Here is a 22,607-nt window from a genome sequence, read left to right on the forward strand (position 1 = left end):
CCTCCTTAGTGGTTAAAAAGTCAAATTTTACTTTATTATATATAATCCTAAAATATAGTGTCAATAAGACATACTCTACTTAGAAACAGGAAAAATTATCTCCCCTTTTCCAGAGAAGAAATAATCCCTTCTAGCAATCTTTAATACGTACTCTTCATCATTTAACTTTTGAACTTCGTCTTTTAGACTCTTTTCTTTGTTCGTTAATGAATCCAGTTCTTTTTTCATGTCCTTAACTTTTGCTTCTTTTGCTTTAATGGAACTGTTTTGTTGATAAAACGTTACACTAATACTCGCAATAATTGTAAAAGCAAAGACAAGAAAAACCGCTAAACGGCGATAAAGTCGCTTCCTGTTCTCATCCGTTTGTATTATATGCTCTTTAACAGGATTTGGACTCTGTTTTTCGATTGTTCTTTGTCTCAGTTCCCTCATTTCCGAGGTCCCCCTAACTTCTTTTTTATACGCTCCCATAATTGGAAGATATGTCCCTTCAATTTTGCTATATATTGCAGGAACCCTACATGCTTCATTATAAAAAGTTTAACACGATTAGGGAGAAGTTTCCATATGAGCGAAGCAATAAATCGAACAGGCCAGAAAAAAACTTTCCATATGAAAAGTAATATCCAAATCACCATTTTCCATAACACATGTCCAATTGAAAGCAGTATACGAAATAAGAATAATATAAATGCAATAAATAGCTGCGCTATAATAATAACAGGTTTTATCATGAGTAGCTGTATAATTTGAACAAAAAAGTGTGTTGTTTGCACAAAAATATAGATGAGAAAATTTAACAGTCTCATGTATATTGCTTTCAACATGCTTTGATATGCCGCAAAACCACATAATAATGCTAAAAATACATATATACGTAGTTCAGCTTCATTTACAAGAAGCAATACGTAAAAAACGAATAATGCTTGGACAATCCAAAATAGTATATCATGTATAAATACAATCCAACGCTTACGTTCTTGACGTTTTAAAAATCGTTGGTATGTATCTAAAGACGCTCCAATCCAAGCACCCATTCCGATCATTGAGAGCATCGTATACAACTGAATTGTTAGACTCATTTAAACAACTTACTAAAGAAGCCTTTAGTTTTCTCCCCTTGATTCTCATCAATATACAGCATCTCATGAACTTTCCCTTTAATCGATACAACACCTTTTTCTACATCTAAATTTTTCATTTGCAAATTTTGACCACGAATTGTTAAAAAGCCCATTACAGTCTCAAGTAAAAACTCTTCGCTATCAAAACTCTCTACCTGCTTTACACCGGTAATATCAATTACACGTCTGCCACGCATAATAATATCATGCTCTACAGAAACATTTTGTTGATTAGAAGACATAGGTGAGTAACCATTATTCACGTAAATCCCCCCATACATTTATACTAGCTAATAGTAATGTATGAAGGGATAATCGATTTTAGAACAAGCCTTCTTCGGCCTTTACTTTTTCTTCACGAACTAAGCTATACATATTTGCTGCATCTTCTTTTTTAGTCGTTTCTTTCAATTCATTTATTTTTACAGTTACTATTTTTTGACCAAAACGAATTGTTAATTCATCAGCTACTTTCACATCCGAACTCGCTTTTGCCACTTGACCGTTAATGGATATTCTTCCTTGATCAGCTACTTCTTTCGCCAATGTTCTTCTTTTAATTAAACGTGATACTTTTAAAAACTTATCTAGACGCATATTAAATCCCCCTATTAACGCTCTGTTTGTTTTGCCTCTTCCCAGAAAACATCTAACTGCTCTAATGATAAATCTTGCATCTCTTTATTCATTTCAGCTACCTTTGCTTCCATGTATAAAAAACGACTGACGAATTTCTCATTTGTTGAACGTAACGCTTCTTCTGGATCTATTTTATAATGACGAGCTATATTAACAAACGCAAATAGTAAATCGCCAAATTCACTTAACATCTTCGCCTCATCCATGTTTGCGACTTCTTGTTGGAACTCTTGCCATTCTTCTAAGGCTTTCTCTATCATCGGCTGTACATCCACCCAATCGAAACCAACCTTACCAGCTTTTTTCTGGATTTCATAAGCGCGTAGTAACTGCGGCAAACTTTTTGGAACTCCATTTAAAACAGATTCTTTTACAAACCCTTTTTCTTGTTTTTTAATTTCTTCCCAATTGGCAATTACTTCATCGGCATTATTTACATCCGTATTCCCAAATACATGCGGATGACGACGAACCATTTTCTCAGATAAAGTTCGAATAATATCATCTATAGAGAACCAACCTTCGTCCTCTCCGATTTGGGCATGAAGCATAACTTGTAATAATACATCACCCAGTTCTTCTACTAAGTGATCATCATCCTCTTCATCAATTGCTTCTAACACTTCATACGCTTCCTCAATTAAATACTTCTTTAAAGATTGATGTGTTTGCTTTTTATCCCACGGACAACCATTTGGACCACGAAGGTCTGCAATAATTTCTCGAAGTACATCAAACTGTTGATATAAGGACGCACGTTCCTGAACTGGTGGTACATATACACTCGTTAAGTTATTCAACTCCGTTTCATGATCTAACATGTACAACGGCACCTTTTTCACTTGCTCAAATGAAGTCCCCGCAGCTGTTACGATATACACTTCATAATCATCTGGCAGCATCTCCATTAATGTTAATTTCACATCTGATGCAACGAATGCGTCATATACTTGGCAAAAGATTAAGTGTTGACGTAATTCTAATTGTCCTCTTTCAAATGATGTGGCGTCAATTAATTGGAACCCTTCAATCGGATCAATCTTAAGACTTGCAAACATAGGATCAAGGAAACTTTGCCCACCTTCAATTCGCACTTCAACATTCGCTACTTCACTTTTTTCCAATAGTAGCTGAACCGTTCTTTCCGCTACAAGCGGATGCCCTGGAACAGCATAGATGATTTCTGTATCTTCAGCTTGTTCTAACAATGTATTCGCAATTGTTTCATATACAATTTCAAATGTATCATGTGCTTCATATACATTGTCAAAGGCAGTATATTGTATACCTTCTTTCTCCAACTCTTCTATAACGGGATGTTCCTTCGTTCTAACAAACATGTGATCTGCTTCTTTTATTTTTCGATATACACCCATCGTTAACTGATCTAATTCACCAGCACCTAATCCTAAAATAGTAATGATTCCACTCACAACCTGCCACCTCTATCCACTCTTCTTCAATGAACCTTCTTTTTTCTCTTTTTTCATAACGGTTCCTATTTCCGCTTTTGTAAATACACGTAATTTTAAAATGAAAAACATATATGCCAATCCGCCGATGGCTACACCTAACAACGCCTCAAGTGTTGCAACACCTCTATGACTTGTATCCATCACTAATCCAGACATTTGCAATACACGCATAAACATTATTAGTACAAATCCCATACCGATACCACTAATAACTACACCTAACATATTCCGTTTGTCGATAAGCGATTCGGATACAGCTCGCATAAGTAATACACTATTTAGTATAGAAATTACAATTAACGCAACTAGCGTCGCAATTGCAGCTCCCTTCACACTAAAATATGGCATTAATATATAATTTAAAGCTAACTTTAAACAACCGCCAAATATAACGAATATTGCTGGTTTTAATGTTTGTCCTAACCCTTGCAAAATAGAAGCAGTTGTAATCGACAATGAACTAAATAGAATAGATAAAGATAAAATAGATAAAACATCTGACCCATCACTATTTTCAAACAACATAATATTCGTAGGTTGGATAATACAAGTTAATCCAATGGCTGCTGCAAACCCGATAACAAATGTTATTTTCATCGCTAACCTTACCTTTTCTCGAATAAAGGTAAGATCTCCTCTTTCCTTCGCTGCTGTAATAATTGGAATAAGCGACAACGAGAAGGAAGTTGTCACGACAGTACCTAATTGCATAAGCGGGATACTTCTGTCATAAACACCTTTTAACACCTTTGCACTTTCAGCTGGCTCTCCCGCTCCAATAAGTAGAGAATAGAAAGAAATAGAATCAGCCATTTGTATAAAAATAAGCACTAAGTTACTAACACAAATCGCTAACCCCTGCCAAAACAGGATTTTTATAATCTTCTTTTTCCCTTTAATCCTCTTTACACTTTTGAAGAATATAGAACGAAAGTCATGACGCATATAAAGTATAAGTACGATAATCCCAATCAATCCACCTGCGATTGAACCGAGCATAGCACCTGCACCAACTGTATATAAATCAAATTCGTGAGCAATTAGGAATAGAGATAAAAATACAATAATAGAAACACGAATCGTTTGTTCTATCACTTGCGAAACAGCTGTTGGCATCATATTATTGAATCCCTGGAAATATCCTCTTGCTACAGATAAAAACGGCATCAATATGAATGAAAAGGAAATAACGCGTAATAGCTTATCTAAGTGTATATCGCCCATAGCTATCGCAATTGCTTCGGCACCAAAGAACAATGTAAAAAATCCTATGAAACCAATACCTAATAAAAACCAAAAAGATACACAAATAATTTCCTCTGCTTCTTGTTTTTTCCCTCGCTCTAATCGTTCCGCAACCATTTTTGAAATTATAATAGGGAACCCATAAGTAGCTAAAATTAAACAAAATCCATAAAATGGATAAATTTGTTGATAAATATAAAAACCAACGTCACCCGCTATATTTTGATATGGAATACGGTAAAAGGCGCTTAATACCTTTGTAACAAAACTTGCGATTGTTAATATAATAGCCCCACGCCAAAAGGCTTGATACTTCTTCGATTCCATGCAAGAAAACTCCTTTTTCTATTCTCACCCCTCGTATTATATCATAAAGAAAAGGACAAGCTTCCTTACCTACACAAGTAAGAATACGTTCGTGCAACGCTAGAAATATTCAATGAAAAAAGGTAGCAAAGCGCTACCTTCATTCAATATACATATATCTCCAAATAATTGATTTCTCAAGAAGAAATATCATAATTAGGAAAGATTGCTACTTCTAAAACCATACACCTTTACTGTTCCATTTGTTTCGCTAAGAAACTGGCAGCAGTATTGACCGCCTTGTGCTCTATTTCGCTTATAATCGCTTCTTTTGAAAAAATAATGACAGCCCCAATTGGGTCTCCATTTGCAACAATCGGCCCAACTGTATAAGAATGAACCTTTTCTGTTACACCATCAATAATGGAAATATCACTTTCGTCCGTCATAATAACAGACTTTCTTTCTTCCATCGTTTTTTCAATTAGATCGCCAACGCTTTTATTTAAGTATTCTTTTTTTGATACACCTGATACTGCGATAATAGAATCTCGATCACATACAAGCACATTATGTCCTAAGCTATCATATAAAGCATCTGCATATTCTTTTGCAAAATCACCTAGCTCGCTAATTGGAGAATATTTCTTTAAAATTACTTCTCCATCGCGATCTACAAATATTTCTAGTGGGTCCCCTTCTCGAATACGTAAAGTTCTACGAATTTCCTTCGGGATTACTACCCTACCTAAATCATCAATTCGACGTACGATTCCAGTTGCTTTCATTCTAATGCTGCCTCACTTTCTACTGATGATCAAAGTGGTGAATTTACCTGTTCATGTAAAAATCACCAACTGTTAGACATAGTATTTTACACATTAGTTCTTCTATGCACGTCGAATTGCATTTTTTTATCTAATATTAGGCATTTATGACTTCTTTTTTTACATCTGGCAAGCCTTTTAATAAATTTTCAGCAATTGTTAACCACTTCGATGTCTCTAAGCCATTTGTTTTCATGACGATTTTCAATTGTGATCCTTCCATTCCTAGACCGATCATTCGTCCAAAACTATTTCCAAGCATGAATAATTTTCCGCCATCAATGTTTTGACTCGCTTGTTCTGAGAACAGAATTGTTACTTCAAATTTATTTTGCTTAATTAATTCAATTTGTTCTTTCATTGCTAATACTTTAATATTTGCGATTTGTAATAAGTAACCAACTTCTTGCGGGTAATCACCAAATCTATCTATCATCTCTTCCTGCAACTCTTCAATATCCTCAATTGCAGAAACACCTCTAAACTGTTTATACATCATAATTTTTTGTTTACTATCAGAAATATAAGCATCCGGTAAATATGCATCTACTTCTAAATCAATTTCAACATTAACTGTATTTTCAACTCCGTCTGTTCCTCTACGCTGTTCAATTGCATCTTTTAACATTTGAGAATATAAATCAAATCCGACAGAATCAATAAATCCATGTTGTTCGGCTCCTAACAAGTTACCAGCACCACGAATTGATAAATCTCGCATCGCAATTTTGAAACCAGATCCAAGCTCTGTGAACTCCTTAATGGCTTGCAGGCGCTTCTCCGCAACTTCCGATAACACTTTATCCCGTTTGTATGCAAAGTAAGCATATGCAACACGATTAGAACGTCCAACACGCCCACGAAGCTGATACAACTGCGATAATCCCATACGATCTGCATCAAATACAATTAATGTATTTACATTTGGAATATCTACACCCGTCTCAATAATCGTTGTACTTACAAGAACATCATGCTGTCCTTCTAAAAACGATAGCATAACAGACTCTAATTCACTCTCGTTCATTTTCCCATGTGCATAAGTTACACGCGCATCTGGAACTAACATCGAAATTTCATCTGCTTTTCGTTCGATATCCTCTACACGATTATATAGGAAGTAAACTTGACCACCTCTTGCAAGCTCCCGTTCTATCGCTTCTCGCATTAATGCTGGATTATACTCTACTACATATGTTTGAACCGGGAAACGATTTTCCGGCGGCGTCTCAATAACAGATAAATCACGCACACCAAGCATAGACATATGGAGCGTACGCGGAATCGGAGTTGCCGTTAGTGTTAATACGTCAACATTTGCTTTTAGTTGTTTAATTTTTTCTTTATGCGTTACACCAAATCTTTGTTCTTCATCAATAATAAGAAGACCTAAATCTTTATAAGTAACATCTTTAGATAAAATACGGTGCGTTCCGATTACAATATCTACTGTGCCATCTTTTAAACCTTTAATTGTTTCATTTTGCTGCTTTCTCGTACGGAATCTACTTAATAATCCTATATTGATTGGATAATCTTGAAAACGCTCTCGAATTGTTTCATAGTGTTGTTGTGCAAGGATCGTTGTCGGCACTAAAATTGCAACTTGTTTTTCATCCATAATTGCTTTAAACGCCGCACGAATAGCTACTTCCGTCTTTCCATATCCTACATCACCACAAAGAAGCCTATCCATCGGACGTCCGCGTTCCATATCCTTTTTAATCTCTTCAATAGAACGTAATTGATCCTCTGTCTCTTGATACGGGAAAGAGGACTCGAATTCTTGTTGTTCTGCCGTATCCGGTGTATATGCATAACCCTTTGAAGCTTCGCGCTCAGCATATAGTTTAATTAGGTCATCCGCAATGTCTTGTACAGATTTTTCAACTTTCGTTTTGACCTTCTTCCAATCATTTCCACCCAGTTTATAAACTTTTGGATCCTTACCCTCAGATCCTACATATTTTTGCACTTGGTCAATTTGTTCAATTGGAACGTATAACTTATCATTACCTTGATATTTAATATTCAAATAATCTTTATGAACACCGTTAATCTCTAATGTTTCAATACCTAAGAATTTACCTATACCATGATTTACATGAACTACATAATCCCCAACTTTTAATTCCGAATAACTTTTAATACGTTCAGCATTCGATAACTTTTGCTTACGTTGTGATTTTTTAACTTTCTTATGAAAAAGCTCTTTTTCAGTAATGACAACAAGCTTTTGCATCGGCATTTCAAATCCTGCATGTAAATCACCTACAGCAATTTGTAACCTTCCAGGCAATAATATATCTGTGCCTTCTACAATATCTGCCTCAATATCATAATCACTTAAAATATGTTGTAGTTTTTTCACACGTTCATCATCTGTACCTAACACAACAGTCGTAAAATGCCCTTCGTTCCATCTATCAATTTCAGTTTTCAACAACTGCATCTGCCCATGGAAATCTTGCATTGTTTTACATGTCACATTCACAATGTTTTGCGGATGTGTATGTGCTATATGACGTAAGAATAACGTTAAATATACAAAACTTCTTTTTTTATGATGAAGAAATTCTTCAAACGAATGAGAGAAAGATAAATCTTGAATAATTGTTCCCTCACCGAGAAGGGATATATACCATTCCGCCTCTTCCGTTTCAAGATGTGATGCTGTTTCTTGAATACGTGAAATCTCATCTAAAATAACAACACCATCTTCTGGTAAATAATCTATCAGACTAGCAGGTTCGTTATAGAAAATAGATAAATATTTAAACATCTGTTCTATACTTTGCCCGTTTTTTAACATCTCAATTTCATGACTTACCGTCTCAAGCACTGTAGTCTTCAACTTATCATCAGAAAGTTTTTGCATCGTCTTAGTCAGACCTTCTTCAAGATGCTTAATTCCTGATTTCAATTCTTCCTGCGAAAATAAAAACTCTGTTGCTGGACCAAATCTAACACTTTCTTTTTTATCTTGAGAGCGCTGTTCATCCACATCAAATAATCGAATAGAATCGACTTCTGTATCGAAAAATTCAATACGAAATGGTAACTCTTCAGTTAGTGGATATATATCTAATATTCCCCCACGCAAACTAAATTCTCCAGGAGCTTCTACCATAGACTTACGCTCATAGCCGATATGATGTAAAGTATGCAAAAATGTATCTAAATCAATCTCTTGCCCTAGACTGATTTCGATTTGCCTTTGCTTCCACAACTCTTTCATTGGTAAAAATCTGCGTAGTCCTGCAACTGGTGCTACAATAATCCCGTGCTCTCCTGCAGCTAAGCGATTTAACACTTCAATACGTTGCGCCTTCAATTCTGGGCTTGCAACACCAAGTTCTGATGCTATCAATTCATTTACTGGATATAGCCATACATCTTTTTCACCAAGTAACGCCACTAAATCTTCATGTACTTTTTGTGCTTGATATAAATTATGCGTCACAATAAGTTGTGATTTTTTTGTTTTTTTATATAAGGCCGCCATTAATAACGAACGAGAAGAGGTTGCCATACCTGATACAAGTTGCTCTTTTAAACCATCTTCTAATCCATTAATGACCGATTGGATCTCTTCATTTTTATAAAATTGCTCTAATAAACCTATCATTTTCAAAACCCCTCTCAACATAAAAGAGCAAGCCACTATATTTTATGCAAATATTTCGGAAAAAGAAAACAGAAAAATGCTTTGGACATGCCAAAGCGACAACATTTTATTGCAGAAATTTTTCATATTCATAATACTCAGGATAAGATGCGAGCGTTTCTTGACACAATTCACAAATCGTTTTTATATATATATTTCCATTCTCATGAAAATGAATCATTTCTACTACTTCTTGCTCTGTTAGTTGAAATAAAACGTCGCTATATACTTTTTCTGCGGTAACGGAGCCTACATTACTCCCGCAATGTCTGCAATAATAATACCCTTCCATACTAGCCTCCTAAAAATCCAATTACTGCTAGTATGGGTAAAAATAAAATAAAATATTCCCAATCGTACCCTTAACTATTGAAAGTATTCATAATTTGAAGAAAAGGTTTATTTAACCATTCTTCACATGCATCTGCTGCTTTTTCAATAGAATGATTTACATCAGGAATCTCTTCTGATGTAAAACGTCCTAATACGTAATCTACTACCTTCATTCCATTTTTCGGACGATCGATCCCCATGCGGATACGTTGAAACTCTTGTGTTCCTAAATGTGAAATTGTTGATTTCACACCATTATGTCCACCCGCACTGCCTTTCATACGAAGACGTAATTTACCTACAGGGATGTCTAAATCATCGTACAGAACAACGAAGTCCTCTACATCAATTTTATAGTAATCCATTAACGGACGAATACTTTCCCCAGATAAATTCATATATGTAAGTGGCTTTAATAAGATTACTTTTTCTCCATTAACAAATCCTGCACCAAATACTCCTTTAAATTTTTGTTCGTTCAAAGAAATATTCCAACGCTTTGCAAGTTCATCAATCGCCATAAATCCAATATTATGCCTTGTTAATTCATATTCTCTACCTGGGTTCCCAAGTCCTACTATCAATTTCATTCTTGTACCACTACTTTCTTTTTTCGATACGAAAAGACGTAACCAATCTTGGTTACGTCTCATTCTATCCAATTAATTGAATAATACACTTACAGATTCTTCTTCGTATACACGAATGATTGCTTCTCCGATTAGTGGAGCAACTGAAAGTTCATGTACTTTGTCGATTTTCTTCTCTTCTGGTAATACGATAGAGTTCGTTACAACTAACTCTTTAATATTTGAGTTTTGGATACGCTCAATTGCTGGACCAGATAATACTGGGTGTGTACAGCAAGCATATACTTCAGAAGCACCGTTCTCAACAAGAGCGTTTGCTGCTAATGTAATTGTACCAGCTGTATCAATGATGTCATCAATTAAAATTGCTGTTTTACCTTCAATATTACCGATAATGTTCATTACCTCAGATACGTTCGGACGAGGACGACGCTTATCAATAATAGCGATTGGTGCTTTTAGGCGATCTGCCATTTTTCTAGCACGAGTTACTCCACCGTGGTCAGGTGACACGATTACGATATCTTTAAGACCTTTTGTTTCAAAGTAATCTGAAAGAATCGGTACACCCATTAGGTGGTCGATTGGGATATCAAAGAACCCTTGAATTTGTGGAGCATGTAAATCTAGAGTGATTACACGAGTTGCACCTGCTGTTTCAAGCAAGTTTGCTACAAGTTTCGATGTAATTGGTTCACGAGAACGCGCTTTACGGTCTTGACGCGCATAACCATAGTAAGGAATAACAATATTAATTGTTTTTGCAGATGCACGCTTTAATGCATCGATCATAATAAGTAATTCCATGATATGTTCGTTTACTGGGAAGCTTGTAGATTGAATAATGAATACATCGCAACCACGGATACTTTCTTCAATGTTAATTTGAACTTCTCCATCACTAAAACGATCAACAGAACATTTTCCTAGTCCTACTCCAATATGCTTTGCAATTTGCTCAGCAAGTTCCTTATTAGAGTTTAAAGAGAATACTTTCAAATTAGAATTTAGATATTGAGTCGACATCTAGATTAACCCTCCACATTATGATTTTTTCTTATTCAGCAATTGATCAACATAGTCTTCTTTGTTAACTTGACGTGCACGTGCTACAGACAATGCTTTTGATGGAACATTCTCTGTAATTGTAGAGCCTGCTGCCACATAAGCACCGTCTTCAACTGTTACAGGAGCCACAAGGTTTGAATTACATCCAATAAATACCCCGTTACCAATCACAGTTTTGAATTTATTCTTACCGTCATAGTTCACCGTAATTGAACCACAACCAAGATTCACGTCTTCTCCAACTTGTGCATCCCCGATATAACTTAAGTGTGAAGCTTTACTTCTATTACCAAAAACAGTTTTTTTGATTTCCACGAAGTTTCCAACGCGTACTTCATCTCCAATAACTGAATCTGGGCGAATATGTGCAAATGGGCCAACCGATACTTCTGTACCAAGCTTACTATCATGTACAGTAGATTGACGAATTGTCGTACGATCTCCAATTTCACTATCGCGAATTACTGTATGCGGTCCAATCTCACAATCAGAACCAATTACAGTGTTCCCCTCAATAATTGTTCCTGGATGAAGAACTGTATCACTACCGATAATTGCATCAGCAGAAATATACGTGTTACTTGGATCAATAATAGTAACACCATTTACCATGTTCTTTCGGTTGATACGGTTTTTCATAATAATTTCCGCTTGCGATAGAGCGACTCTGTCGTTAACACCTAACGTTTCATCGAAGTGCTCTGTTTGATAAGCTGATACAATATGACCTTCATTTTTTAAAATTTCAATAACATCTGGCAGGTAATATTCACCTTGTACGTTATCATTTGAAACTTTAGAAAGTGAAGCGAATAAAGCTTTATTATCAAAACAATACGTACCTGTATTGATTTCTTTAATAGCTAATTCTTTCTCATTTGCATCCTTATGCTCAACAATCTTTTCAACGTGACCATTCTCATTACGAACGATACGACCATATCCAGCAGGTTCTTCTATGTAAGCTGTTAATACCGTTGCCATTGCCCCTGCTTCTTTATGTTGCTGAAGTAATGCTTCCATCGTTTCAGCAGTTATTAGCGGTGTATCACCACAAATAACTAAAGTTGTTCCTTCTTCGTTTGCAAGTACACTTGCAGCTTGATCTACAGCATGTGCTGTGCCAAGTTGTTCTGCTTGTAATGCAAACTCACTTACGTTTCCTAGCTGTTCTTGTACCATTTCAGCACCATGTCCTACGACTGTTACAAGTTTCTGCAATCCTAATTGAGATACTTGATCGACAACATGTTGTACCATAGGTTTTCCACATACAGGATGAAGCACCTTGTATAGCTTAGACTTCATACGTGTGCCTTTACCTGCCGCTAGAATCACTGCAAATCTGTTTGACATATAGACCCTCCATCGCAACCTATTTATCCATTAACGATATTATCCTAAATCATCATATATTTCAAGAAACACATTTTAACTATTAAATTTTACCATAATTCTTATAAGATGTTTTACTCTTTAGTATCTTTTTTAAGAAATAAGCTATACTATTTAAAATGATTTTGAAAAAATTAGAAGTTCCCACCCTTCTTTTTCTTAATTTAGAATTTTCCGAATAAAATATATGTATAAACACAAAAAAACAAACCCCTGTAAATGCTTACAGGAGTTTGTTGCAAAATTATAGGGCTTCTCTAAAAAGCCCTTTTCATTCGAATTTTACGAAGCACCCGCTTCTTCAAACTCAACCTCTTCTAACTCGCCTAAACGATGATACTCTGTTAAAACCGCATCTTGAATTTTAGAGCGTGTACCAGAATTAATTGGATGTGCAATGTCACGGAATTCTCCATCTGGAGTACGTTTACTTGGCATTGCTACAAATAATCCATTATTACCATCAATTACACGAATATCATGAACAACAAATTCATGGTCTAGAGTAATAGAGGCAATTGCTCTCATGCGGCCTTCTGTGTTTACGCGGCGTAATCTTACGTCAGTCACTTCCATCTTGTGTTCACCACCCTTTTCTAAATAAGCGATATATTTGTATAAATTCCACAAAATTTCTATTTTCCCTTTAATTTTTTAAAAATTTTTAAGATAAAAATTTTTAATGTAATTGAATATAGAGATTAGTAGAGGTTATCGCTTACAAAGAATTACTTAACTAGGGCAATTACTTCGATTTCAACTGAAACATCTTTCGGTAATTTTGCTACTTGTACACAAGAACGAGCTGGCTTATGAGCAGAGAAATAAGATCCATATACTTCATTAACAGCATTAAAATCATCCATATCTTTTAAGAATACTGTTGTTTTTACTACCGTATCAAATGAAGCACCTGCTTCTTCTAATACTGCTTGTAAATTTTGAAATACTTGCTCTGTTTGTACTGTTACGTCTCCTGCTACAAGCTCTCCACTTGCAGTTAACGGAATTTGTCCTGAACTGTAAAACATATTATTTACAATAATCCCTTGTGAATATGGTCCAATTGCTTGTGGTGCATTTTTTGTTTGAACAACTTTCATACTTTTCACCCTTTTATTATTTATTTTTACTCTTTAAAAATAGTGCACGAAAAGCAGTTTGTCCATCTATTTTGTAACTTATAAATAGAATAAAAAAAGATAAAGCTATTTGCTTTACCTTTTTACTCAGCCTCTACAAGCCCTTCATCAAATGGTGCCAGTGAATAATTTCCCTTTTCCACTTGAATCGCTTTTTCTTTCACATCAACTTCCGATAGACGAATCAATGATACATAGTTATTAATTAGTCTTTCTTCAATATCCGTGGATTCTACTAATACACCAATACCAACAACATTAGCCTTAAACTCTTCTAACATACTCATCATACCTTGAATTGTCCCGCCAGCTTTCATGAAGTCATCAATAATTAAAACATTTGATCCTTCCGGAAGACTACGCTTTGCTAACGTCATTGTTTGAATTCGCTTAGAAGAACCTGATACATAGTTAATACTAACAGTGGGTCCTTCTGTTACCTTATTATCTTTTCTTGCAATCACTACCGGTACATCTAAGTAGTTCGCCACTGCATATGCAAGTGGAATCCCCTTCGTTGCCACCGTCATAACTGCATCAATTGGTTGCCTAGCAAAAACAGAAGCAAACAAACGACCTGCGCCATTAATATGACGAGGATTACTTAAAAGATCTGTCATATATAAGTAACCACCAGGCAAAATACGATCTGGATTTTCGAATAAGCTACAAAGCTCACCAATAATTAGATCTGCCTCTTCTTCACTTATATATGGTATATATTTCACTCCTCCTGCTGCTCCTGGTATCGTTTGCAATGTGCCGACCCCTTGTTGTTCAAACGTTTGCTTAATAATAACTAAATCTTCACTAATAGAAGATTTAGCTGATTGATACCTTTCAGCAAAAAAAGTGAGAGAAACTAGCTGACGAGGGTTTTGTAACAAGTAATAAGTCATATCGACTAATCTTGTACTTCGTCTAATTTTCATACTCTCACCTCAAATCACGAATATTCTAAACAAATCATAACGTATTATACGTCTTTATTCAAGCGTTTCTCGCTCTCCTAATAAACGTACTGCGTATACTTGTTCACAAAATCCTTTTAACCCGTTATATATACGATGCATTCGCGAATCATGGTGCACCAGACCGAATACAGTTGGACCACTACCACTCATTAATACAGCATCTGCCCCAAATCGCTTCATCTGTGCCTTAATACGTGCAACTTCAGGATGCATCGCAAACGTTACATCTTCTAAAACGTTACCGACAGTATCACAAATCCCTTTGTAGTCTCCAGCATTTATGACATCCACCATTTTATCTACATTTGGATGTGTAACTCGATTTAACTTTAAATTTCCATACACATCAGCAGTAGATACACCAATATGGGGTTTTGCTAAAATAACCCAACAAGAAGGTGGAGTTTTTATGTGCTCAATCTGCTCTCCTCTTCCAGTGGCAATTGCTGTCCCACCATATACGCAAAACGATACGTCTGACCCAATTTCTGCGCCAAGCTCTGCTAACTGATCAATTGTAAGCCCTAAATTCCATAATTTATTAAGACCACGTAATGTTGCTGCTGCATCACTACTTCCACCCGCTAATCCAGCTGCTACTGGAATCGTTTTTTCAATAGTAATAGATACACCTTTTTTTACATTAAACTTCTCTTTTAATAATTTCGCTGCTTGATAAGCCAGATTTCTTTGGTCGTCTGGGACATACCGATTATGGGATAAAATTTCAATACGGTCTTCTGCTAATTCCATTAGTTCTAAACGATCCGCTAAATCAATTGTTGTCATAATCATTTTCACTTCATGATATCCGTCTTGTCTTTTTCCCAGTACATCTAACGACAGATTAATCTTTGCTGGTGCTTTCACTAGTAGCTTCAATCTATTCACCCACTCTATGTACTCAATCTTTTATCGTTTATTTTACCATAAATTTATAGTAAGACGATGACACTTCCCTAATTATAACGAAAAGCATTCAGAATGAAACTACTTATGTAAAATGATGGCACCTTTTATAGTACAAAAAGCCGAGGAATCACTCCTCGGCTACCGTAGCATAGAAAGTATCTTACAACTACTGGTTTTGTTTCATTAATTGCTGTTCTGCAATTTCTATAGCACGTTTCACCATGTTACCAGCATCTTTCGCACGAATTCCGCCCCATCCTTCTTTCTGAACAACATCATAAAAGCCCAACTCTTTTGCAAGCTCTTCTTTAAATTGATTTGACATGACACCTCTTCGTCTACTCAATGCAGAGTCCCTCCTTATTTTGCTACGGTATCATTAGTATGCAAAATAATATAGCTTTTCATTTGTGGGAATATATGTAACGATACATGAATTATAAAATCACTTCATTATGAGGTTCACCATAAAATGTTAACTCTACTGTCTCTGTTAAAACATCCGCATAGCTATACGATACACGTTGTAACGCATCTTCTTGTTGATCCAGTTGTACAACAAAAACAGAACGGTACGTTTCTGCAAGTACACCTGATTGTTCTACAGTTTTTCTTCTCCCACTGTTCGCCTTTAACATCAGTCTCTGTCCAAGATGGTGATCTAATTCGCTTTTAATTTCATCTAAACGTTTTGACATATACTTCGTTACACCTCGCTGTAATTTAGATTGAACACTTAAAACACGATATATCTATCCCAATTATTAACCGCAACTCACAGACAATATCATTATAAAAGCATCATGCGTTCGAATAGATAGAAGAAATACTATATTGTAAAAGTATCATTATGTAGTCTGTGCGTTCTTGTCTCTTTTTATCCAAACTGATTTAAATCCTTTCCATACAAAAAAGCAAGATACATATGTACCTTGCTTATTCTTCATAATGTTGAAAAGGTAATCCAGTTCGTAAAATCCCCCTTGTTTCAATCCCGCCAAGTCCCTTTTCACCAGTAATCGTATTACGTACAACATCCCATACATTAACCCTTTCCATAAATGACGTAAAACTAATTTTACCAACCACATATACAGGGTCTAGTGCGTGAATATTAATTCTAGATGGGGAACTAGCAAAATTAGCGCCTGCTCGAATTAATGCTTCAAAGTGTGATTGACATGCCCCAGCAAAAATAACGAGTTGATCCAACGATGGATATTTTTTTCGCACTTCTCGAACAGCCTGTACAAAATGCCTTGAATGCCTATATGCTGCTAAATCTCCCTTTACTCCTTTTGATTTTGTATACGCATCGTGCCCTGTAATAACTAAAATGTCCGGACGAAAATGATCTATTAAATCTACTACCTTTTCATGCATCTCTGTTTCTTTACAATGAATACCTTGTACAGGAACACCAATTTTATTATATAAATCTAGGCACTTGCGCAAATATAACGGGTCTCCATCTATGTGCAAGACACGCCCTGGCATTTGAAAATAATTCACTTCACTTGTATATCCACCAGTTGAAGTGTGTTCATGCCTTTGTTTCATTAATACGTAATCTTGTTGAAACAAACGATACGTCCGCTCCATCGTTTCTTTCTCACGCTTCGCTCTCTTTTTATGTTCTCGTTGATCTATACTAATTAAATCTTCAAGTGGCGCATCTGCCACCAATCTAATTTCCTCTCCAAACAATATAGCTATCTCGCCTTTTATTTCTATAATACGAAAAAGAATATCCCTATTATGAGAGTATCGTTCCACTAATTCTCCAACATGTAAAGCCATTCTCCTACCTCCAAACTCATTAGGCCATCTTACCTGTTTTTAAAGTATGAATGTAAGAGGGGAAAGGTGACAAAAGGGACAGTTCAAGTTGAACTGTCCCTTTTATATTCTTATGATAACTTATGAAGAACTAATGCATTACTTAATGTTGCAAACTCCTCGATAGATAGCGTCTCGCCTCTTCGTTTCGGATCAATTCCTACTTCTGTTAAAATTCGATCCAACAGCTCTTTATCTTTCGGGAAACCATTTAAATTTTTTGATAAATTATTCATTAAAGTTTTACGACGCTGTGCAAAACTTGCTCGTACTACTTCAAAGAAGAATGTCTCATCTGTTACCTCTACCACTGGTTTCGGACGCTTTAGGAGGCGGATAATTGCAGAATCAACATTTGGTTGTGGTACAAACACCGTACGCGGTACAGTCATAACTGTTTCTACCTCTGTATAATACTGAATAGCAATGGATAAAGAACCATACTCTTTCGTTCCAGGTTTAGCCGCTAAACGATCCCCAACTTCTTTTTGCATCATAACAACGAATCCACGAACCGGTAATTTCTCTTCCAGCAATTTAAATAAAATTGGCGTCGTAATATAGTATGGTAAGTTAGCTACTACCATTACATCTTGCCCTTCTTCAAATTGCTCACTAAACACCTCATGTACATCTGCCTTTAGTACATCTTTATTGATAACAGTAACGTTGCCATATGGAGCTAACGTCTCATCTAAAATCGGTAATAACCTTTGATCAATTTCAAAAGCCACTACTTTTTTAGCACGCTTCGCTAATTGTTCTGTTAATGCACCGATACCTGGCCCAATTTCAATTGCACCACTTTCTGAACCAATTTCAGCGTGATCAACGATACGATTTAATACATTCGTATCAATTAAAAAATTTTGTCCTAAACTTTTTTTGAATGAAAATCCATACTTTTCAACAATGTCTTTCGTACGATTTGGCGTTGCGATATCCTTCATTTTCTTTCCTCCTGTATGACTTGCTTATACGCTTCTGCAAATGATTCTTTTGAAACTTGAAACATTTGTAAACGTTTATGTAACTGTTTTGCGTTTGTATAACCAATCTTTAATAGCTTACCCATTCTTTCTCTGCGACTCTTTGCCATTTCTCCGCCCACTAAACCTGCATCGACTAAATCGCTCCAACTGATTTCACTTGTGTAAGCTTCCATTTCTTCATGTATATTCTCTAAAGCACGGCGAATTGATTCATTAGAAGCATGTTCAATTCCGACACCTTTTTTCCTCTTAGCAAGTGCTTCTTCCTTCGGTAAAAACGCATGTTTACATCCAGGCACCTTATCAGAAATAATTTTTCGAATACGCTCTCCAGGATAATCCGGATCTGTGAAAATAATAACGCCTCGTTTTTGCAGCGCTAATTTAACTTGTTCAATAACATGATCACCGATTGCTGAACCGTTCGTTTCAATTGTATCCGCATCAACAGCACGCTTAATCGCAACTGTATCATCTTTACCTTCTACAACGATAATCTCTTTAATTTTCATGCTTGCCTCCACACTCGTTTCGTCTCTACTTAGTAAAACAAAAAAATGACGACTTTTCCATTATTATTTTCCCCATTGTTACATTTTAAAAAGTAGAATGTCCAAAACTTTGTTCTCTCTCCTTATTGTACCACTTACTCATTCGCCCTTATCTTCTCTGTCACGCCTGCTATTTTTTCACAAAAATAAAAAAGAATGGGTTCTCCCACTCTTTTATTCAACGCCAAATAAAGCTTTTGCATTTTTCGTTGTCATTTCTGCTACTTCCTCATAAGAAATTCCTTTTAAGTTCGCAATTTCTTCTGCTACGAGTTTTACATAACTTGGTTCATTTCGTTTCCCGCGAAATGGATGCGGTGTTAAATACGGACAATCCGTCTCTATTAATAATTTCTCTAATGGAATCTCCGTAGCAACTTCTTTCGGTTTCTTAGCGTTTTTAAATGTAACTGGTCCACCTAACGAAATTAAAAAGTTCATATCAACACATCGCTCCGCTACCTCTACGCTACCGCTAAAGCAATGCATAATGCCTCCTACTTCAGCTGCATTCTCTTCTTCTAGAATATCCACAATATCTTGAGTTGCATCGCGGTTATGTATAATAATCGGCAATTTTACTTTTTTCGCTAATGCAATTTGTTTACGGAATACTTCTTTCTGTATTTCTTTTGGAGACTTATCCCAGTGATAATCTAAGCCCATCTCTCCAAGTGCAACGACCTTAGGATGAGAAGCAAGTTCTTCTAACCAAGTTAAATGCTCTTCTGTCATGTCGATTGCATCAACAGGGTGCCATCCAACCGCAGCATAAATAAAATCATAGGCTTCAGCTAATTCAATCGCCTTTTTTATCGTTACTTCATCAAAACCAACAACAACTGTATAAGTAACACCCGCTTCTTTCATTCGGACAATCACTTCTTGCAAGTCTTCTTCAAATTGCTCTGCATTCAAATGTGAATGTGTATCAAACAACATCATACATAACTCCTTTTATATTGAAATCAAATTTATTCTACGCAAATAAGCTCTTTTATAACTTAACGATAACAATACTACAATCTTAATGCAAAAATTGAGGTGTAAAAAGAAAAAAGACGCTTCACACATGTTACACGTGAAACATCTCTTTTCTTGTCTTAATTACTTAATTTTTGTACCGTTTGGTAGATTTTGGTCGATTGATGCTAATGACAATACGCCATTCTCTTCACCTGCTAAAATCATACCTTGTGATAATTCACCGCGTAATTTTACAGGTTTTAAGTTTGTTACACAAATAACTTTTTTACCTTTTAAATCTTCCGGCGAATAGAACTTTGCAATGCCAGAAACCACTTGACGTTTTTCTGTGCCTAAGTCTAGTTGAATTTTTAACAACTTGTCTGCTTTTTTCACAGGTTCCGCAGATAGAACTTCAGCTACGCGTAATTCTACTTTAAAGAAATCATCAATTGTAATTTCTTCTGCCTTCGGTTCTTCTTCTTTTTTCTCTTCTACTTTAGGAGCAGAGGCTTTCATTTGTTCTTTAATGTACGCTACCTCTACTTCCATTTCTAAACGAGGGAAAATCGGGTTTCCTTTTTCTACTTTTGTTCCAGCTGGAATGCATCCAATTGTAGACAGGCTTTCCCAAGATGTATGTGCTTCTTCAGTAAGGCCAAGCTGAGCAAACATCTTGCTTGGTGCTACTGTTAAGAATGGCATAAGCATAATACCTGTTTGACGAAGTACTTCTGCTAAGTGAGCCATTACAGAGGCTAACTTTTCACGATCATTCTCATCTTTCGCTAATACCCACGGTTGTGTTTCGTCAATATATTTATTCGTACGGCTAATCAATTGCCAAATTGAGCTTAGAGCTACAGAGAATTCCATGTTCTCCATTGCTTCTTCCACTTTTTTCAATGTATCCTGTGCAAACGTTACTAATGTTTCATCAAATTCCGTTACATTTGCTTTAAATGCAGGAATTTCTCCGTTAAAGTACTTATCAATCATAGCTACTGTACGATTTAATAGGTTACCTAAGTCATTTGCTAAATCGAAATTAATACGCTCCACAAATCCTTCTGGTGTGAATACGCCATCAGATCCAAATGGAACTTCACGAAGTAAGTAATAACGTAATGCATCTAATCCGTAACGATCGATTAATGTAACTGGATCTACTACGTTTCCTTTTGACTTACTCATCTTTCCATCCTTCATTAGAATCCAACCGTGAGCAAAGACTTTTTTCGGAAGAGGTAAATCTAATGCCATTAAAATGATTGGCCAATAAATCGTATGGAAACGAACGATTTCTTTTCCAACTAAATGCACATCTGCTGGCCAGAACTTCTTATACATCTCTTCATTTTCTGTTCCATAACCTAATGCTGTAATGTAGTTAGATAATGCGTCAACCCATACGTAAATAACGTGTTTCGGATTACCTGGAACACGAACTCCCCAGTCAAATGAAGTACGAGAAACTGCTAAATCTTCTAAGCCTGGTTTAATAAAGTTATTAATCATTTCATTCTTACGAGACTCTGGCTGAATGAAATGTGGATTCTCTTCATAGAACTTTAATAGTCTGTCAACATATTTACCCATTCTAAAGAAATATGATTCTTCACGAACAAGTTCTACATCATGACCACTGTCTGGACTTTTTCCCCCAACTACTTTGTCACCTTCCATAATTGGATCTACTAATTGATGCTCTGTATAGAATGTCTCATCTTGTACAGAATACCAACCTTCATACTCATCAAGATAAATATCACCTTGATCTACTAGTTGCTTGAAGATTTTTTCGACAACATCTTTATGACGATCTTCCGTTGTACGAATAAAATCATCATAGGAGATATCCATCTTCTCCCAAAGTTCTTTAATTCCTGCAACGATGTTATCCACATATGCTTGTGGTGTAACATTTAATTCTTCTGCTTTCTTTTGGATCTTCTGTCCATGCTCATCAGTTCCTGTTAAATAATGAACATTATATCCTTGCATACGCTTATATCGTGCCATAGCATCCCCTGCTACTGTTGTATAAGCATGTCCAATGTGTAATTTTCCACTTGGATAATAAATTGGGGTAGTAATATAAAAGGATTTGTTTTCCTTTGTCATTGTTTTGGACCTCCCGGATAACCTCATATGTATTTATAAATAGTATATCAAAAACTTATATATAAAGTGAAACTTTAATCTGTGAGGATCTTGTTCATTCCCACGGATTATCAACCCACACCAATCGGACTTTTACGAGCAATCCGACTTCCACTTAACTTCTTTGGCCCAGCCGAATTTAAAATTTAGAATCTTACTACTCGTTAATGCAGGATAAAAACAACTTCATATTTTTATATTTATCATCTATTACTCATATTTCAAGAAAATATACAGTCATTACCTATAATTTCTGAACTTTTCTGAAAATAAAGTGAAATAATAGTAGAAATTACTCAAATTCTATTATATATAAGAAGTAAGAAATCTATAAATCTTTTTAAAAAATATAGAATTAAAGAATTGACGGAAATGTAAATGATTGGTATCATATGT

At 35.6% G+C, this 22,607-nt stretch carries 23 protein-coding genes; all 23 read right to left on the minus strand.

Features of this window, described 5'->3' with window-relative positions; translation table 11 throughout:
• Positions 1–75: 75 nt before the first annotated feature.
• The 23 genes from divIC to metG all read right to left on the minus strand — a co-directional run bounded on the left by divIC (position 76) and on the right by metG (position 22,172).
• On the minus strand, positions 76–435 hold the full coding sequence (gene divIC, locus LMD38_RS25940; protein ID WP_001208736.1) for a cell division protein DivIC: 360 nt from the start codon (positions 433–435) through the stop codon (positions 76–78).
• Complete coding sequence (gene yabQ, locus LMD38_RS25945) at positions 432–1,085, minus strand: spore cortex biosynthesis protein YabQ (RefSeq protein ID WP_000059762.1); 654 nt, start codon at positions 1,083–1,085, stop codon at positions 432–434. Before yabQ ends, divIC begins: the two co-directional genes overlap by 4 nt.
• On the minus strand, positions 1,082–1,390 hold the full coding sequence (gene yabP / locus LMD38_RS25950; RefSeq protein ID WP_001059101.1) for a sporulation protein YabP: 309 nt from the start codon (positions 1,388–1,390) through the stop codon (positions 1,082–1,084). Before yabP ends, yabQ begins: the two co-directional genes overlap by 4 nt.
• Before the next feature lie 58 nt (positions 1,391–1,448).
• The gene (locus tag LMD38_RS25955) at positions 1,449–1,724 is read right to left on the minus strand and encodes an RNA-binding S4 domain-containing protein (RefSeq protein ID WP_001234876.1); all 276 of its coding nucleotides are present in this window, start codon (positions 1,722–1,724) and stop codon (positions 1,449–1,451) included.
• 14 nt (positions 1,725–1,738) lie between these two features.
• Positions 1,739–3,199, minus strand: a complete 1,461-nt coding sequence (yabN, locus tag LMD38_RS25960) for a bifunctional methyltransferase/pyrophosphohydrolase YabN (protein ID WP_000014256.1) — start codon at positions 3,197–3,199, stop codon at positions 1,739–1,741.
• Positions 3,200–3,211: 12 nt separating this feature from the next.
• A complete protein-coding gene (locus tag LMD38_RS25965; protein WP_000444152.1) occupies positions 3,212–4,813 on the minus strand; it encodes a putative polysaccharide biosynthesis protein in 1,602 nt (533 codons plus the stop codon).
• A gap of 230 nt (positions 4,814–5,043) precedes the next feature.
• Positions 5,044–5,580 carry a stage V sporulation protein T gene (spoVT, locus tag LMD38_RS25970; RefSeq protein WP_000648302.1) on the minus strand — a complete coding sequence of 179 codons (537 nt, stop codon included), beginning with the start codon at positions 5,578–5,580 and terminating at the stop codon, positions 5,044–5,046.
• A gap of 136 nt (positions 5,581–5,716) precedes the next feature.
• Positions 5,717–9,247: a transcription-repair coupling factor gene (gene mfd / locus LMD38_RS25975; protein ID WP_000579716.1), complete on the minus strand. Its 3,531-nt coding sequence runs from the start codon at positions 9,245–9,247 to the stop codon at positions 5,717–5,719.
• A 106-nt stretch (positions 9,248–9,353) separates the two neighbouring features.
• Complete coding sequence (locus LMD38_RS25980) at positions 9,354–9,578, minus strand: anti-sigma-F factor Fin (RefSeq protein WP_000399440.1); 225 nt, start codon at positions 9,576–9,578, stop codon at positions 9,354–9,356.
• 70 nt (positions 9,579–9,648) lie between these two features.
• Complete coding sequence (pth, locus tag LMD38_RS25985) at positions 9,649–10,209, minus strand: aminoacyl-tRNA hydrolase (RefSeq protein WP_001979768.1); 561 nt, start codon at positions 10,207–10,209, stop codon at positions 9,649–9,651.
• A 72-nt stretch (positions 10,210–10,281) separates the two neighbouring features.
• On the minus strand, positions 10,282–11,235 hold the full coding sequence (locus LMD38_RS25990) for a ribose-phosphate diphosphokinase (RefSeq protein ID WP_000107420.1): 954 nt from the start codon (positions 11,233–11,235) through the stop codon (positions 10,282–10,284).
• An 18-nt stretch (positions 11,236–11,253) separates the two neighbouring features.
• The gene (gene glmU / locus LMD38_RS25995; RefSeq protein WP_000071036.1) at positions 11,254–12,633 is read right to left on the minus strand and encodes a bifunctional UDP-N-acetylglucosamine diphosphorylase/glucosamine-1-phosphate N-acetyltransferase GlmU; all 1,380 of its coding nucleotides are present in this window, start codon (positions 12,631–12,633) and stop codon (positions 11,254–11,256) included.
• 321 nt (positions 12,634–12,954) lie between these two features.
• Positions 12,955–13,248, minus strand: coding sequence for a septation regulator SpoVG (gene spoVG, locus LMD38_RS26000; RefSeq protein ID WP_000454041.1), 294 nt, complete (start codon positions 13,246–13,248; stop codon positions 12,955–12,957).
• 152 nt (positions 13,249–13,400) lie between these two features.
• Positions 13,401–13,775: a RidA family protein gene (locus LMD38_RS26005; protein ID WP_000869804.1), complete on the minus strand. Its 375-nt coding sequence runs from the start codon at positions 13,773–13,775 to the stop codon at positions 13,401–13,403.
• A gap of 122 nt (positions 13,776–13,897) precedes the next feature.
• Positions 13,898–14,746 carry a pur operon repressor gene (gene purR / locus LMD38_RS26010; protein WP_000702474.1) on the minus strand — a complete coding sequence of 283 codons (849 nt, stop codon included), beginning with the start codon at positions 14,744–14,746 and terminating at the stop codon, positions 13,898–13,900.
• Positions 14,747–14,800: 54 nt separating this feature from the next.
• The gene (gene ispE, locus LMD38_RS26015) at positions 14,801–15,670 is read right to left on the minus strand and encodes a 4-(cytidine 5'-diphospho)-2-C-methyl-D-erythritol kinase (RefSeq protein WP_000772094.1); all 870 of its coding nucleotides are present in this window, start codon (positions 15,668–15,670) and stop codon (positions 14,801–14,803) included.
• Between the two features lie 196 nt (positions 15,671–15,866).
• The gene (sspF, locus tag LMD38_RS26020) at positions 15,867–16,046 is read right to left on the minus strand and encodes an acid-soluble spore protein SspF (protein ID WP_001985066.1); all 180 of its coding nucleotides are present in this window, start codon (positions 16,044–16,046) and stop codon (positions 15,867–15,869) included.
• A gap of 91 nt (positions 16,047–16,137) precedes the next feature.
• Positions 16,138–16,398, minus strand: a complete 261-nt coding sequence (veg, locus tag LMD38_RS26025) for a biofilm formation stimulator Veg (RefSeq protein WP_000044349.1) — start codon at positions 16,396–16,398, stop codon at positions 16,138–16,140.
• Between the two features lie 238 nt (positions 16,399–16,636).
• A complete protein-coding gene (gene yabG / locus LMD38_RS26030) occupies positions 16,637–17,500 on the minus strand; it encodes a sporulation peptidase YabG (RefSeq protein ID WP_001173738.1) in 864 nt (287 codons plus the stop codon).
• A gap of 110 nt (positions 17,501–17,610) precedes the next feature.
• The gene (gene rsmA / locus LMD38_RS26035; RefSeq protein WP_227585631.1) at positions 17,611–18,489 is read right to left on the minus strand and encodes a 16S rRNA (adenine(1518)-N(6)/adenine(1519)-N(6))-dimethyltransferase RsmA; all 879 of its coding nucleotides are present in this window, start codon (positions 18,487–18,489) and stop codon (positions 17,611–17,613) included.
• The gene (rnmV, locus tag LMD38_RS26040) at positions 18,486–19,043 is read right to left on the minus strand and encodes a ribonuclease M5 (protein ID WP_000692830.1); all 558 of its coding nucleotides are present in this window, start codon (positions 19,041–19,043) and stop codon (positions 18,486–18,488) included. The genes rsmA and rnmV overlap by 4 nt, the downstream gene beginning before the upstream one ends.
• A 213-nt stretch (positions 19,044–19,256) precedes the next feature.
• Positions 19,257–20,024 (minus strand): TatD family hydrolase, encoded by a 768-nt coding sequence (locus LMD38_RS26045; protein ID WP_061183155.1) that lies wholly within the window; start codon positions 20,022–20,024, stop codon positions 19,257–19,259.
• A 165-nt stretch (positions 20,025–20,189) separates the two neighbouring features.
• Positions 20,190–22,172: a methionine--tRNA ligase gene (metG, locus tag LMD38_RS26050; RefSeq protein ID WP_000159677.1), complete on the minus strand. Its 1,983-nt coding sequence runs from the start codon at positions 22,170–22,172 to the stop codon at positions 20,190–20,192.
• Between the last annotated feature and the right edge of the window lie 435 nt (positions 22,173–22,607).

It is taken from the genome of Bacillus pacificus (assembly GCF_020861345.1).
GTDB lineage: Bacteria > Bacillota > Bacilli > Bacillales > Bacillaceae_G > Bacillus_A > Bacillus_A pacificus.